Source organism: Burkholderia sp. LS-044 (genome assembly GCF_004803625.1).
Taxonomy (GTDB): Bacteria; Pseudomonadota; Gammaproteobacteria; order Burkholderiales; family Burkholderiaceae; genus Burkholderia; species Burkholderia cepacia.
In genome coordinates, this window is record NZ_SSWO01000003.1 from 1 (window position 1) to 12,277 (window position 12,277).

Genomic DNA, 12,277 nt, shown 5'->3' on the forward strand with positions numbered 1-12,277 from the left:
TTGCCTGATGACCATAGCGAGTCGGTCCCACCCCTTCCCATCCCGAACAGGACCGTGAAACGACTCTACGCCGATGATAGTGCGGATTCCCGTGTGAAAGTAGGTAATCGTCAGGCTCCCTAAGCCAGAAACCCCCGCCCGAAAGGCGGGGGTTTTTGCATTTCGGCGACGAAAATATATCTGCGTTTGGAGAAAGGGCACGTTATTCATCCCCTCTACCTGGCGCGCCGGCCCGATCACTCAGCTGCAATCCTGCAGTCAAACCCTGCCCCGAAACGAAACCACGCGATTTGATACGATCGAAGCGGCGCCGGCGATTGCACTCGTCGACGTTCATGTTCGAAACCAGGGCTTGATGGAGAGGGCGGGAATGAATATCGGCGACGCGTCGCGCGAATCCGGAGTCAGCGCAAAAATGATCCGGTACTACGAACAGGTTGGCCTGCTTGCGCCGAGCAAACGTACCGACGCCGGCTACCGGATCTACGGCGCGGACGAAATTCATATCCTGCGCTTCATCCGTCAGGCGCGACGCCTAGGCTTTCTCGTCGAGGACATCCGCAAGCTGCTAACGCTCTGGCAAGATCGTTCCCGCGCGAGCTCAGAAGTGAAGTCGATCGCGCTCGAGCACGTGGCCGAACTCGACAAGCGCATCGCGGAACTGAGCGACATGCGCGACACGCTGGCCGATCTTGCTGCGCACTGTCATGGTGATGGGCGTCCAGAATGCCCGATTTTGGCGCGTCTATCCGACCCCGTCAGTGAACCAAATTAGTGCACGTACTCGAGGCTCAAGACGGGCCTCGAATCGATTTCCATAAAAATCAATATGTTACGTGAAATTGACGTTCGGCCATTCCAAATGGGAATGGCTTCCATGCAAGTATTTCACTAGCATCTTGGTGCGGCATCGCTATAATTCGGGATAACCCTATACGGGAAATCCCTGAATCTCGATTCACCAGGGGTCCCCCTTCCTTGGAGAACGTCATGATCGCCTACATCGTTGAAAAGCTGAGCAACTGGTTCGAATCCGCAGAACGTGAACGCCGTGAGGCTTACCTCGCCACGTCGTCGGACATCGTCCAGCTCGAAAGCCGTATCCGCTCGCTCGAAACCAACGGCTACTCGCTGTAATCGGAGTCACCGTCAGGTGCCACGTGGCACCGAACGATAAGCAAGCCCCGTATTGACGGGGCTTTGTTTTTTTGTGCGCCGGATCTGGCGCAATCATCAGTGCAGCGCTATGGTATGGGCCTGCTTTTCATCCCGAAGGACACGATCATGCGTTTGCGTCTCGATGTGCGTCGCAGTACCCGCGCGCGTCTCGTTCTCGGCGCGGTGGCGCTTGTCCATGGACTCGCGGCCGCTGCCGCGACATCGTCCAAACCGCTGATTCTCGATACGCAACGCGGCATCCAGGACGGCAAGGGCGGGTTGGTGCTGCAGACGGCGCCGTTGTCTCCTGAGCCGATCGTCGAGCCGGCAGGCATGCGAGTTCCGGCCGGGCAGGCGCCGAACACGTCGGTTCCGCTGTTCGTCGCGCCGTATATCAATGTACCCGCGTGGGGTGGGCAGCCGGCCAACCAGCCAAGGCTTGCACCCAGACCGCAGCCGTAACGCGCAGTCGCGCGATCAGTTTCCGCGGTGCTCGATCTGGCAGCGGGCGCCGCTATCCTGTCCCAGCATCTCGACCAGATAGGGCAGTGCCTCGTTCATGCTCTGGGCGAGGGTATACGGCGGATTCAGGATGAACATCCCGCTGCCGTAGAGACCGAGCCCGTCAGTGGGCGGATTCGACACCGTCAGTGTCAGGTGCAGCCAGTTGTTCGGTTGCAGGCGCTTCAACTGCTCGGGAAAGCGCTGCGATTCCGTTCGCGTCACCTGCGGGTACCAGACGGCATAGCAGCCCGTCGCGAAACGCTTCAGACACTCCGTCACGCAAGTCACCGTGCGCGCGTAATCCTTCTTGTCCTCGTAGGACGGGTCGATCAGCACGAGAGCGCGTCGCGGCGGCGGCGGCAGCAGCGCCTTGATGCCTTCGAAGCCGTCTCCGGCAAAGATCATCGCGCGTCGCCCCGCATCGCGGAAATTGTGGCGCAGCACGTCGATTTCCGTCGTGTGCATTTCGAACAGCCGCATCCGGTCCTGCTCGCGCATCGATCGCCATGCGATGTACGGGGACCCCGGGTAGAAGCGCAGTTCACCGTCGTCGTTCAGCGCGCGGACTTCATCCACATAGTCGCCCAGCGCTTCCGGCAGGTTCTTTTCGTTCCACAGCCGGCCGATGCCGGTGTCGAATTCCGACGTCTTTGCCGCGTAACCGTCGCGCAGCGAGTACACGCCGGCACCTGCATGTGTGTCGATGTACCAGTACGACTTGTCTTTCTTGTTCAGGTAGCGCAGCAGCTGGACGACGACGGCGTGCTTGAGCACGTCCGCGTGGTTGCCTGCGTGAAAACCGTGACGATAACTGAGCATGGCGGGCTGCCTGAAACGAAAGGTGAATCGATGAAAGCGGTCGATCGTGCGTGGCCGTCAGGCCGGGCGCTGATACGGGCCGCGTATTGTACGCGAGTGGCCGTGCATCGCCTCATTCGTACGCATCGCCGACCACCTCTTCGATGCGTTGTTTCACATCCGGTGTCAGCTTCGAGGCAACGTCGAGCGCGCGCATGTTGTCGCCGATCTGCTCGATCCGCGACGCGCCCGTGATGACCGAGCTCACGTGAGGATTCGCGAGCACCCACGCGATCGCGAGCTGGCCGGTGCTGCAGCCGAGCTCCGTCGCAATTTCGCCGAGCCGTTCGACGATGTCGTTGGCGGCCTGGTCGGTCAGGCGGTCGCGCATCCAGTCGTACCCCTGTAACTGCGCGCGGCTGCCGGGCGGTACGCCGTTACGGTACTTGCCGGTGAGCAGGCCCGATGCCAGCGGGCTCCAGGTCGTGAGGCCGAGACCGTAGTCGTCGTAGAGCCGTGCATATTCCTTTTCGACCCGCGTGCGATGGAACAGGTTGTACTGCGGCTGCTCGACAACCGGCTTGTGCAGGTGGTGCCGTTCGGCGATCTCGCAGGCAGCACGGATCTCGTCGGCGCTCCATTCCGACGTGCCCCAGTACAGCGCCTTGCCGCGCACGATCATGTCGCTCATTGCCCAGACGGTTTCCTCGATCGGCGTGTTCGGATCGGGGCGATGGCAATAGACGAGATCGACGTAGTCGAGCTGAAGCCGGCGCAGTGAGCCGTCGATGGCGTTCAGCAGGTATTTCCGGTTCAGCGTGTGATACTGGTTCGGCGCTTCGGCGAGTCCCCAGAAGAACTTGGTGGACACGATATAGCTGACACGCGGCCAATCGAGGGACTTGAGCGCATGACCCATGATTTCCTCGGATTTGCCGCCGGCGTACACCTCGGCGTTGTCGAAGAAATTGACGCCCGCGTCGCGTGCCGCGGCGAGGCATTCGCGCGCAACTCGCTGGTCGACCTGGTTGCCGTACGTCACCCACGAGCCGAGCGAAAGCTCGCTGATCTGCAGGCCGGAGCGGCCTAGCCGTCGATAGTGCATGCGAATCTCCTGCGTGACAGAACCGACCTTAAGCTTAGACGTTTTGCGCGCGAACGGCGGGGCCGATCGTGCACAATGGCGGCTGGCCCGTCGCGTCGATCATGCGATGAACGCCGAGGTGACGGGCACGTACTTTTTCGATCCGACAACGGGAGGAGACGGACATGGCAGCAGATCTGAATGGCAAGACCGCAGTCGTCACGGGCGCCGCGAGCGGCATCGGCAAGGAAATCGCACTCGAGCTCGCGAAAGCGGGCGCGGCCGTCGCGATCGCCGACCTGAACCAGGACGGCGCGAACGCCGTTGCCGACGAGATCGTCAAGGCGGGCGGCAAGGCGATCGGCGTCGCGATGGACGTGACGAACGAGGAAGCCGTGAACAGCGGTATCGACAAGGTGGCCGAAACGTTCGGCTCGGTCGACATCCTCGTGTCGAACGCGGGCATCCAGATCGTCAACCCGATCGAGAACTACTCGTTCTCCGACTGGAAGAAGATGCAGGCGATCCACGTCGACGGGGCATTCCTGACGACCAAGGCCGCGCTCAAGCACATGTACAAGGACGATCGCGGCGGTGTCGTGATCTACATGGGTTCGGTGCACTCGCACGAAGCGTCGCCGCTGAAGTCGGCGTACGTGACGGCCAAGCACGGTCTGCTCGGCCTGGCCCGCGTGCTGGCGAAGGAAGGCGCGAAGCACAACGTGCGCTCGCACGTCGTGTGTCCGGGCTTCGTGCGCACGCCGCTGGTCGACAAGCAGATTCCGGAGCAGGCGAAGGAGCTCGGGATCAGCGAAGAGGAAGTGGTGAAGAAGGTGATGCTCGGCAATACGGTCGACGGCGTGTTCACGACGGTGCAGGACGTCGCGCAGACGGTGCTGTTCCTGTCGGCGTTCCCGAGCGCCGCGCTCACGGGCCAGTCGGTCGTCGTCAGCCACGGCTGGTTCATGCAGTAAAGGCTTCCGGCACGGGCGGTCGCGACACGTGCTGCCCGGGCGACGATTCCCCGGCAAGTCCGGAGAATCGCACAAAAAAAACGCGCTCCGAGGAGCGCGTTTTTTGTTTCAGCAGGACGGGGCCGGTGATGGCTGCCGTCCGTTGGCGCCGACTTACTTCAGGACAGCTGCAACGGCATTGGCAACCGCGTCGAGGTTGCGCGTGTTCAGCGCGGCGACGCAGATCCGGCCCGTGCCGACCGCGTAGATGCCGAACTCGTCGCGCAGGCGATCGACTTGCGCCGAGGTCAGGCCCGAATACGAGAACATCCCGCGCTGCGCGTTGATGAAGCTGAAGTCGCGATCGACGCCGCTTGCCTTCAGGCGCTCGACGAGACCGTTGCGCATCGCGCGGATGCGGTCGCGCATTTCACCGAGTTCCTGCACCCACGAAGCGTACAGTTCTGGCGATGCGAGCACCGCTGCGACCACGGCGCCGCCATGGGTCGGCGGGTTCGAGTAGTTCGTGCGGATCACGCGCTTCAGTTGCGACAGCACGCGCGTCGCTTCTTCCTTGCTCGACGTGATGATCGACAGGGCGCCGACGCGTTCGCCGTACAGCGAGAACGACTTCGAGAACGACGACGACACGAATGCGTTCAGGTCGGCCGCGGCAAACAGGCGCACGGCGGCAGCGTCGGCCTCGATGTTTTCGCCGAAGCCCTGATAGGCCATGTCGAGGAACGGCACGAGGTTGCGTGCCTTCACGACGTCGACGACCTGTTGCCATTGCGCTTCGGTCAGGTCCACGCCGGTCGGGTTGTGGCAGCACGCGTGCAGCACGACGACCGTGCCGGCTTCGTAGCCGTTCAGCGCCGACAGCATGCCTTCGAAGTTCACGCCGTTGGTGGCCGCGTCGTAATACGGGTACGCAACGACTTCGAAGCCGGCCGCTTCGAACAGCGCGCGGTGGTTTTCCCAGCTCGGATCGCTGATCGCGACCTTCACGTTCGGGTTCACGGTGCGCAGGAAATCGGCGCCGATCTTCAGCGCGCCCGTGCCGCCCAGTGCCTGGGCCGTGACCACGCGGCCCGCTGCGATCAGCGGCGAATCGTTGCCGAGCAGCAGCTTCTGCACGGCCGCATCGTAGGCGGCGATGCCGTCGATCGGCAGGTAGCCGCGCGGCAGGCCCGCTTCAACGCGCACCTTCTCTGCTTCGCGAACCGCGCGCAGCAGCGGGATCTTGCCTTCTTCGTTCGTGTACACACCGACGCCGAGGTTGACCTTGGTCGGACGCGCATCGGCGTTGAAGGCTTCGTTCAGGCCCAGGATCGGGTCGCGGGGAGCAAGCTGGACAGCGGAGAAGAGCGACATGATGATTCGGCAGTAGTGAAAAGAGGGTCAGGCTTTCAACGGGCGGGGCGGGCGCGGGGGACCGCGCGCAGGCAGGCACGACGCCGGAAAGCGCAGCAGCCTGACATTGTAGCGAATTCGCGCTGGCGGGGGCGGCGTTTCGGCGGCGAAATTCGGCCGGGAACCGCGATTTCCGACGGCCGTCGCGCGTCAGGAGCCGACAGCAGTTCGCCCGGCCGCGAAGCGCTAGAATGACTCTTTTGCCCTCGCTCCGGCCGCATTCCATGTCCGAACATCATGCCGAAACCGGCGACGCGCTCGACGAATCGAAATTCGTGACCTTCGAAGGGTCGCCGTTCCAGCTGTACCAACCGTATCCGCCCGCAGGCGACCAGCCGACCGCGATCGACACGCTCGTCGAAGGGGTCGAGGACGGCCTGTCGTTCCAGACGCTGCTCGGCGTGACGGGCTCGGGCAAGACCTTCACGATGGCGAACACGATCGCGCGGCTCGGCCGCCCGGCGATCGTGTTCGCGCCGAACAAGACGCTTGCCGCGCAACTCTACTCGGAATTCCGGGAGTTCTTCCCGCGCAACGCGGTCGAGTATTTCGTCTCTTACTACGACTATTACCAGCCTGAAGCCTACGTGCCGCAGCGCGACCTGTTCATCGAGAAGGACTCGTCGATCAACGAGCACATCGAGCAGATGCGGCTGTCGGCGACGAAGAGCCTGATGGAGCGCCGCGACGTCGTGATCGTCGCGACGGTGTCGGCGATCTACGGTATCGGCAATCCGTCCGAATACCACCAGATGATCCTGACGCTGCGCGCCGGCGACAAGCTCGGCCAGCGCGACGTGATCGCGCGGCTGATCGCGATGCAGTACACGCGCAACGAGCAGGATTTCCAGCGCGGCACGTTCCGCGTGCGCGGCGACACGATCGACATCTTCCCGGCCGAGCACGCCGAGCTGGCCGTGCGCGTCGAGCTGTTCGACGACGAGGTCGAGACGCTGCAGCTGTTCGACCCGCTGACCGGCCGTGTGCGGCAGAAGATTCCGCGCTTCACCGTGTATCCGTCGTCGCACTACGTGACGCCGCGCGATACCGTGATGCGCGCGGTCGAGACGATCAAGGACGAACTGCGCGAGCGGCTCGAGTTCTTTCACAGCGACGGCAAGCTCGTCGAGGCGCAGCGCCTCGAACAGCGCACGCGTTTCGATCTCGAGATGTTGCAGGAGCTCGGCTTCTGCAAGGGCATCGAGAACTACTCGCGGCATTTCTCGGGGGCGGAGCCCGGCGATCCCCCGCCGACGCTCGTCGACTACCTGCCCCCCGACGCGCTGATGCTGCTCGACGAATCGCACGTGCTGATCGGCCAGCTGAACGGCATGTACAACGGCGACCGCGCGCGCAAGGAAAACCTCGTCAACTATGGGTTCCGGCTGCCGTCGGCGCTGGACAACCGGCCGCTCAAGTTCCCCGAGTTCGAGCGCAAGATGCGCCAGGTCGTGTTCGTGTCGGCCACGCCGGCCGACTACGAGAAGCGCGTGACCGGGCAGATCGCCGAACAGGTCGTGCGGCCGACGGGGCTCGTCGATCCGGAAATCGAAGTGCGGCCGGCGAGCTCGCAGGTCGACGACGTGCTCGCCGAGATCAACGCGCGCGTGAAAGCCGAGGAGCGCGTGCTGATCACCGTGCTGACGAAGCGCATGGCCGAACAGCTCACCGAGTTCCTGGCCGACCACGGGGTCAAGGTGCGTTACCTGCACAGCGATATCGACACGGTCGAGCGTGTCGAAATCATCCGTGACCTGCGGCTCGGCACGTTCGACGTGCTGGTCGGGATCAACCTGCTGCGCGAAGGGCTCGACATTCCCGAGGTGTCGCTGGTCGCGATCCTCGACGCGGACAAGGAAGGCTTCCTGCGCGCGGAACGCTCGCTGATCCAGACGATCGGCCGGGCCGCGCGGAACGTGAACGGCAAGGCGATCCTCTACGCGGACAACATGACCGAGTCGATGAAGCGCGCGATCGGCGAGACCGAGCGGCGCCGCGCGAAGCAGATTGCCTACAACGAGCAGATGGGCATCACGCCGCGCGGTGTCGTGAAGCGCATCAAGGACATCATCGACGGCGTCTACAACGCGGACGAGGCACGCGCCGAGCTGAAGGAAGCCCAGCAGCGTGCGAAATTCGAGGACATGTCGGAAAAGCAGCTCGCCAAGGAAATCAAGCGCCTCGAGAAGCAGATGGCCGACTACGCGAAGAACCTCGAGTTCGAGAAGGCTGCCGCGACCCGCGACCAGCTTGCGCTGCTGCGTGAGCGCGTGTTCGGCGCGAACGTCGGCGATCACGTCAACGGCGGCCGGTAAATCTTTCCAAGCGTCACAGAAACCTTGCGGTAACGAGCCTGTAAGCCTTGTCGGATCAGGGGTTTACATGGCTCGTCGTTTGTTCCGGAACAGGTTCGGTGCTAAACTTCGCAATTATTGAGAATTGTTCGCATTAACGTTATTCGTCGCGTTAGTGTTTTCGGCGGGCAGGCCTGACGGTCGGTTCGCATGGTTCCAGATCAAATAACAAGGAGTGTCCATGTTGGGTTCTTCGTTCATCCGCACGACGGTTGCGGTAGCGGCGGCGCTTGCCGCGATGTCGGCCTCGGCTGCCGAATATCCGATCGGCAAGCAGCAGATCCAGGGCGGCATGGAAATCGGCGCGGTGTACCTGCAGCCGATCACGATGGACCCGGAAGGGATGATGCGCAAGGCGTCGGATTCCGACATCCACCTCGAGGCCGACATTCATGCGGTCAAGAACAACCCGACGGGTTTCGCGGAAGGCGACTGGATGCCGTACCTGCAGGTCACGTACAAGCTGACGAAGCAGGGTGACACGAAGTGGAAGGCCGAAGGCGACCTGATGGGCATGGTCGCGAGCGATGGTCCGCACTACGGCGACAACGTGAAGCTGAACGGCCCGGGCAAGTATCACCTGACGATGATCGTCAAGCCGCCGATGCAGACGGGCCACATGGCGTTCGGTCGTCACATCGACAAGGAAACGGGCGTGGGTGCATGGTTCAAGCCCATTACCCTCGAGTACGACTTCCCGTTCGCCGGTATTGGCAAGAAGGGCGGTTACTGATTGGTGGCATCACGGACGGCGCGCTTCGGCGCGCCGTCGGCGTAGAGAACCCAGAATGAAAATTCCCCAGAAAATCGTTGCCGCAGCCGCTGCGTTGTGGCTTGCCGGCGCAGCGTACGCTGCCGACCTGCCGACGTTCAAGCTCGAAATGACGGACGGCAAGCTGAATCCCGCCCGCATCGAAGTGCCGGCCGGCCAGCGTTTCAAGATCGAGATCAAGAACACCGGCAAAGGCGCAGCCGAATTCGAGAGCGTCCAGCTGCGCAAGGAGAAGGTGCTTGCGCCGGGTGCCGATTCGTTCGTGGTCGTCGCGCCGCTGTCGCCGGGCGAATACAAGTTTTTCGACGATTTCCACCAGCAGGCGCAGGGCGTGATCGTCGCGAAGTAACACGTTTTATCTGCGCGCAGGCTCACCAGCCCGGTGTTCTGCGCGTCAGGAGGTATCGATGGGTCAGATCTTGTTCATCGTCTGGCGGGAGAGCGTCGAAGCGCTGCTCGTCGTCGGCATTCTCTATGCATGGCTGAAAAACGGCGACGACGACGCGCGCCGCGGCCTGCCTTTCCTGTGGGCCGGCGTCGGTGTCGGCTTGCTGATGGCCGTGGGCCTCGGCGCCGCGCTGGTCGGTTTCACCGAAGTGCTGTCCGGTGACGCGCAGGACTACTTCCAGACTGCGATGGTGCTGATCGCATGCGTGCTGATCGTGCAGATGGTGCTGTGGATGCGCCGGCACGGCCGCACGCTGAAGCGCGACATGGAGCAATCGCTTCAGCAGAGCACGCGCGATTCGAACTGGTGGGGCGTCGCGGTGCTGGTCGCGCTCGCGATCGCGCGCGAGGGCAGCGAGACGGTGATCTTCCTGTACGGTCTCGGTTTCGGCCAGTCGGGCCACGTCGACGGCAGCCAGATGCTCGCGGTCGTGATCGGCCTCGGCCTTGCGTTCTTCACGTTCTATCTGCTGCAGCTCGGCGGCAAGTACTTCTCGTGGCGGCATTTCTTCCGCGTCACCGAAGTGATGCTGCTGTTCCTCGGCGCAGGCCTGTTCCAGACCGGCGTCGACAAGCTGATCGACAAGGAAATCCTGCCGCTCGGCATTTCGCAGGTGTGGGACACGTCCGCGATCCTCGATGATTCGGGCACGTTCGGCTCGCTCGTCGCGACGCTGACCGGTTATCGCGCGCACCCGGCACTGACCAACCTGGTTGCGTACGCGGTGTACTGGGCGGTGGTCTGGTTGCTGATGAAGCGTGCGAGCCGTCGCCCGGCCGTCGCTGCGGGTCGCGCGGCATGAGCGTTGCCGCCGCAGCCAAGCCGGGCTGGCTCGCGCAGGCGGGCCAGTGGATGCAGCGCCACGGCGCGCTGATCCGCGGCATCCAGTGGGCCGTCGTCGCCATCTATGCGTTCCTGATTATCGTGCCGGCGGTGTTGCCGCTGCCGGACGACTCCGCGCACCTGTGGAGCAACCTCACGCTGATCGCGCAATTCACCTTCTGGGGCATCTGGTGGCCGTTCGTGCTGCTGTCGATGGTGATGCTCGGCCGTGTCTGGTGCGGCGTGCTGTGTCCGGAGGGCGCGCTCACCGAATTCGCGAGCAAGTTCGGCCGGGGCGGCCCGATTCCGCGCTGGATACGGTGGGGTGGCTGGCCGTTCGTCGCGTTCGGACTCACGACAATCTACGGGCAGATGGTGAGCGTGTACCAGTACCCGCTCGCGGTGCTGTTCGTGCTCGGCGGCTCGACCGTCGGCGCGATCGTGATCGGCGTGCTGTACGGCCGCGAGAAGCGCGTGTGGTGCAAGTACCTGTGCCCGGTCAACGGCGTGTTCGGGCTGCTCGCGCGGCTTGCGCCGATGCGCTACAAGGTCGACGAGGAGGCATGGCGTCGTTCGTACAAGAACGGCGAGCATGGCCATCGCGTGATTCCGATCAACTGCGCACCGCTCGTGCCGTTGCGCAACATGCAGGGCGCGGCGGACTGCCATATGTGCGGCCGCTGCAGCGGGCACCGGGATGCAATCTCGTTGTCGTCGCGCTCGCCGTCCGACGAAGTCGTGAACCTCGGCGCGCAAAAGGCGAACCCGTGGGACACCGCGCTGATCCTGTACGGCCTGCTCGGCGTCGCGATCGGTGCGTTCCACTGGACCGTCAGCCCATGGTTCGTGCAGATCAAGCAATGGCTCGCGGGCTGGCTGATCGACCATGACATCACGTGGCCGCTCGAAACCAATGCACCGTGGTTCCTGCTCACGCATTATCCGGATCGCAACGACGTCTTCTCCTGGCTCGACGGCGGGTTGGTCGTCAGCTACATCGTCGGCACGGGGCTCGTGTACGGCACGGCGCTGCTGGTGCTGTTGGCCGGCGCCACGCTGATGCTCGGCCGCTTCGAGCGCGTGCGGCTGCATCATCTCGCGCAGGCTTTGATCCCGATCGCGGGTGCGGGCGTGTTTCTTGGCCTGTCGGCCACGACGCTGTCGCTGCTTCGTGCCGAGCATGTGCCGCTCGGTTGGGCAACCGATGTACGCATCGCGATCCTGGTCGGCGCCAACGCATGGAGTGCGTGGCTCGCGTGGAAAGTGACGGGGCGTTATGCGGCCTTACCGCGCCGGCTTGCGGCCTTCGCGTGGTTTGCTGTCGCGCTTGCCGTCATCGACAGCGCATGGTGGCTGATGTTCTGGGGTTTCTGAAGCGGCTCGCGCGCCGCTTCGGCGGTCATGCACTTACGCGGTAACGAATCTCGGGGACCTGCTTCGCGCATTGGCCGCCCAAATAAAAAAGCGACACGTCGAAGGACGTGTCGCTTTTTTCTTCCTTGTGCGAGAACCAAAAAAGTGGCTTGGCTTGCTGCAACGGCTGCTTGAGTGTGTTTGCACGAAGGGGTCTAGATCTCGCGTGCAAGCCGTTACGCTGGCTAATGCCCAACACCTCTCAGGGAGGTGGTCCCCACAATACTCTGTCGTTACTTCGTCAGGATCAGTTTGCCGAGCCGTGTGGCGCGCAACTGATAGGTCTCTCCGTTATGCGCGATGCTGACGTGGCTTTGGCCTTGCAGCAGCGCATCGCTGCTGACGACCCGCGTGCCTGCATCGCGGTTGCCGGCGGGCTTCGCCGGCGTGGTGACCGCTGCCGTCTTCTGGCGGCTGCTGCCTGCGGTGCCGGTCGGGCGGCGCAAGGTCAGCGTGGTCGGGCGCATGGTGTCGGTCATTCGGTTGATCGGTGACTGTCGATACGATGGAATGAATTCTAAATGATAACTATTCCCATTTACAAAAACTCTTTATCGA

The 12,277-nt window shown here is 63.2% G+C and carries 13 protein-coding genes and 1 rRNA gene; 10 read left to right on the forward strand and 4 right to left on the reverse strand.

Features of this window, described 5'->3' with window-relative positions:
* The first annotated feature begins 3 nt into the window (after positions 1-3).
* The 4 genes from rrf to E9536_RS08330 all read left to right on the forward strand — a co-directional run bounded on the left by rrf (position 4) and on the right by E9536_RS08330 (position 1,620).
* Positions 4-116: ribosomal RNA gene (gene rrf / locus E9536_RS08315) — 5S ribosomal RNA — on the forward strand.
* Between the two features lie 254 nt (positions 117-370).
* Entirely contained in the window at positions 371-775 is a 405-nt protein-coding gene (gene cueR / locus E9536_RS08320; RefSeq protein WP_027786885.1) for a Cu(I)-responsive transcriptional regulator, read from the forward strand.
* Between the two features lie 215 nt (positions 776-990).
* Complete coding sequence (locus E9536_RS08325) at positions 991-1,137, forward strand: DUF3563 family protein (protein WP_006478295.1); 147 nt, start codon at positions 991-993, stop codon at positions 1,135-1,137.
* A 114-nt stretch (positions 1,138-1,251) separates the two neighbouring features.
* On the forward strand, positions 1,252-1,620 hold the full coding sequence (locus E9536_RS08330; protein WP_185735816.1) for a hypothetical protein: 369 nt from the start codon (positions 1,252-1,254) through the stop codon (positions 1,618-1,620).
* Between the two features lie 15 nt (positions 1,621-1,635).
* On the opposite strand, the gene rlmJ is transcribed toward E9536_RS08330, so the two are convergent.
* The gene (gene rlmJ, locus E9536_RS08335) at positions 1,636-2,481 is read right to left on the reverse strand and encodes a 23S rRNA (adenine(2030)-N(6))-methyltransferase RlmJ (protein WP_021164367.1); all 846 of its coding nucleotides are present in this window, start codon (positions 2,479-2,481) and stop codon (positions 1,636-1,638) included.
* Positions 2,482-2,593: 112 nt separating this feature from the next.
* Complete coding sequence (locus tag E9536_RS08340; RefSeq protein ID WP_027786887.1) at positions 2,594-3,565, reverse strand: aldo/keto reductase; 972 nt, start codon at positions 3,563-3,565, stop codon at positions 2,594-2,596.
* A gap of 164 nt (positions 3,566-3,729) precedes the next feature.
* On the opposite strand from E9536_RS08340, the gene E9536_RS08345 reads away from it, so the two are divergent.
* Positions 3,730-4,518 carry a 3-hydroxybutyrate dehydrogenase gene (locus E9536_RS08345; protein WP_048026652.1) on the forward strand — a complete coding sequence of 263 codons (789 nt, stop codon included), beginning with the start codon at positions 3,730-3,732 and terminating at the stop codon, positions 4,516-4,518.
* A 153-nt stretch (positions 4,519-4,671) separates the two neighbouring features.
* On the opposite strand, the gene E9536_RS08350 is transcribed toward E9536_RS08345, so the two are convergent.
* The gene (locus tag E9536_RS08350; RefSeq protein ID WP_027786889.1) at positions 4,672-5,871 is read right to left on the reverse strand and encodes an amino acid aminotransferase; all 1,200 of its coding nucleotides are present in this window, start codon (positions 5,869-5,871) and stop codon (positions 4,672-4,674) included.
* 263 nt (positions 5,872-6,134) lie between these two features.
* Between E9536_RS08350 and uvrB the strand changes: the two genes are divergently transcribed.
* The 5 genes from uvrB to E9536_RS08380 all read left to right on the forward strand — a co-directional run bounded on the left by uvrB (position 6,135) and on the right by E9536_RS08380 (position 11,680).
* Positions 6,135-8,225: an excinuclease ABC subunit UvrB gene (gene uvrB, locus E9536_RS08360; protein WP_048026655.1), complete on the forward strand. Its 2,091-nt coding sequence runs from the start codon at positions 6,135-6,137 to the stop codon at positions 8,223-8,225.
* Positions 8,226-8,445: 220 nt separating this feature from the next.
* Positions 8,446-8,997 (forward strand): iron transporter, encoded by a 552-nt coding sequence (locus E9536_RS08365; RefSeq protein WP_060306246.1) that lies wholly within the window; start codon positions 8,446-8,448, stop codon positions 8,995-8,997.
* Positions 8,998-9,052: 55 nt separating this feature from the next.
* Entirely contained in the window at positions 9,053-9,385 is a 333-nt protein-coding gene (locus E9536_RS08370; protein WP_027786891.1) for a cupredoxin domain-containing protein, read from the forward strand.
* A gap of 58 nt (positions 9,386-9,443) precedes the next feature.
* A complete protein-coding gene (locus E9536_RS08375; protein WP_021163415.1) occupies positions 9,444-10,286 on the forward strand; it encodes an FTR1 family protein in 843 nt (280 codons plus the stop codon).
* Positions 10,283-11,680: a 4Fe-4S binding protein gene (locus tag E9536_RS08380; protein WP_119338366.1), complete on the forward strand. Its 1,398-nt coding sequence runs from the start codon at positions 10,283-10,285 to the stop codon at positions 11,678-11,680. Before E9536_RS08375 ends, E9536_RS08380 begins: the two co-directional genes overlap by 4 nt.
* Before the next feature lie 272 nt (positions 11,681-11,952).
* Here E9536_RS08380 and E9536_RS08390 read toward each other — a convergent pair whose 3' ends face one another.
* Complete coding sequence (locus E9536_RS08390; protein ID WP_021163412.1) at positions 11,953-12,198, reverse strand: hemin uptake protein HemP; 246 nt, start codon at positions 12,196-12,198, stop codon at positions 11,953-11,955.
* Positions 12,199-12,277 lie beyond the last annotated feature (79 nt).

Coding starts and splice junctions, on each gene's coding strand:
- cueR (WP_027786885.1), top strand. CDS start 371: ATGAATATCGGCGACGCGTCGCGCGAATCCGGAGTCAGCGCAAAAATG.
- E9536_RS08325 (WP_006478295.1), top strand. CDS start 991: ATGATCGCCTACATCGTTGAAAAGCTGAGCAACTGGTTCGAATCCGCA.
- E9536_RS08330 (WP_185735816.1), top strand. CDS start 1,252: ATGGGCCTGCTTTTCATCCCGAAGGACACGATCATGCGTTTGCGTCTC.
- rlmJ (WP_021164367.1), bottom strand. CDS start 2,481: ATGCTCAGTTATCGTCACGGTTTTCACGCAGGCAACCACGCGGACGTG.
- E9536_RS08340 (WP_027786887.1), bottom strand. CDS start 3,565: ATGCACTATCGACGGCTAGGCCGCTCCGGCCTGCAGATCAGCGAGCTT.
- E9536_RS08345 (WP_048026652.1), top strand. CDS start 3,730: ATGGCAGCAGATCTGAATGGCAAGACCGCAGTCGTCACGGGCGCCGCG.
- E9536_RS08350 (WP_027786889.1), bottom strand. CDS start 5,871: ATGTCGCTCTTCTCCGCTGTCCAGCTTGCTCCCCGCGACCCGATCCTG.
- uvrB (WP_048026655.1), top strand. CDS start 6,135: ATGTCCGAACATCATGCCGAAACCGGCGACGCGCTCGACGAATCGAAA.
- E9536_RS08365 (WP_060306246.1), top strand. CDS start 8,446: ATGTTGGGTTCTTCGTTCATCCGCACGACGGTTGCGGTAGCGGCGGCG.
- E9536_RS08370 (WP_027786891.1), top strand. CDS start 9,053: ATGAAAATTCCCCAGAAAATCGTTGCCGCAGCCGCTGCGTTGTGGCTT.
- E9536_RS08375 (WP_021163415.1), top strand. CDS start 9,444: ATGGGTCAGATCTTGTTCATCGTCTGGCGGGAGAGCGTCGAAGCGCTG.
- E9536_RS08380 (WP_119338366.1), top strand. CDS start 10,283: ATGAGCGTTGCCGCCGCAGCCAAGCCGGGCTGGCTCGCGCAGGCGGGC.
- E9536_RS08390 (WP_021163412.1), bottom strand. CDS start 12,198: ATGACCGACACCATGCGCCCGACCACGCTGACCTTGCGCCGCCCGACC.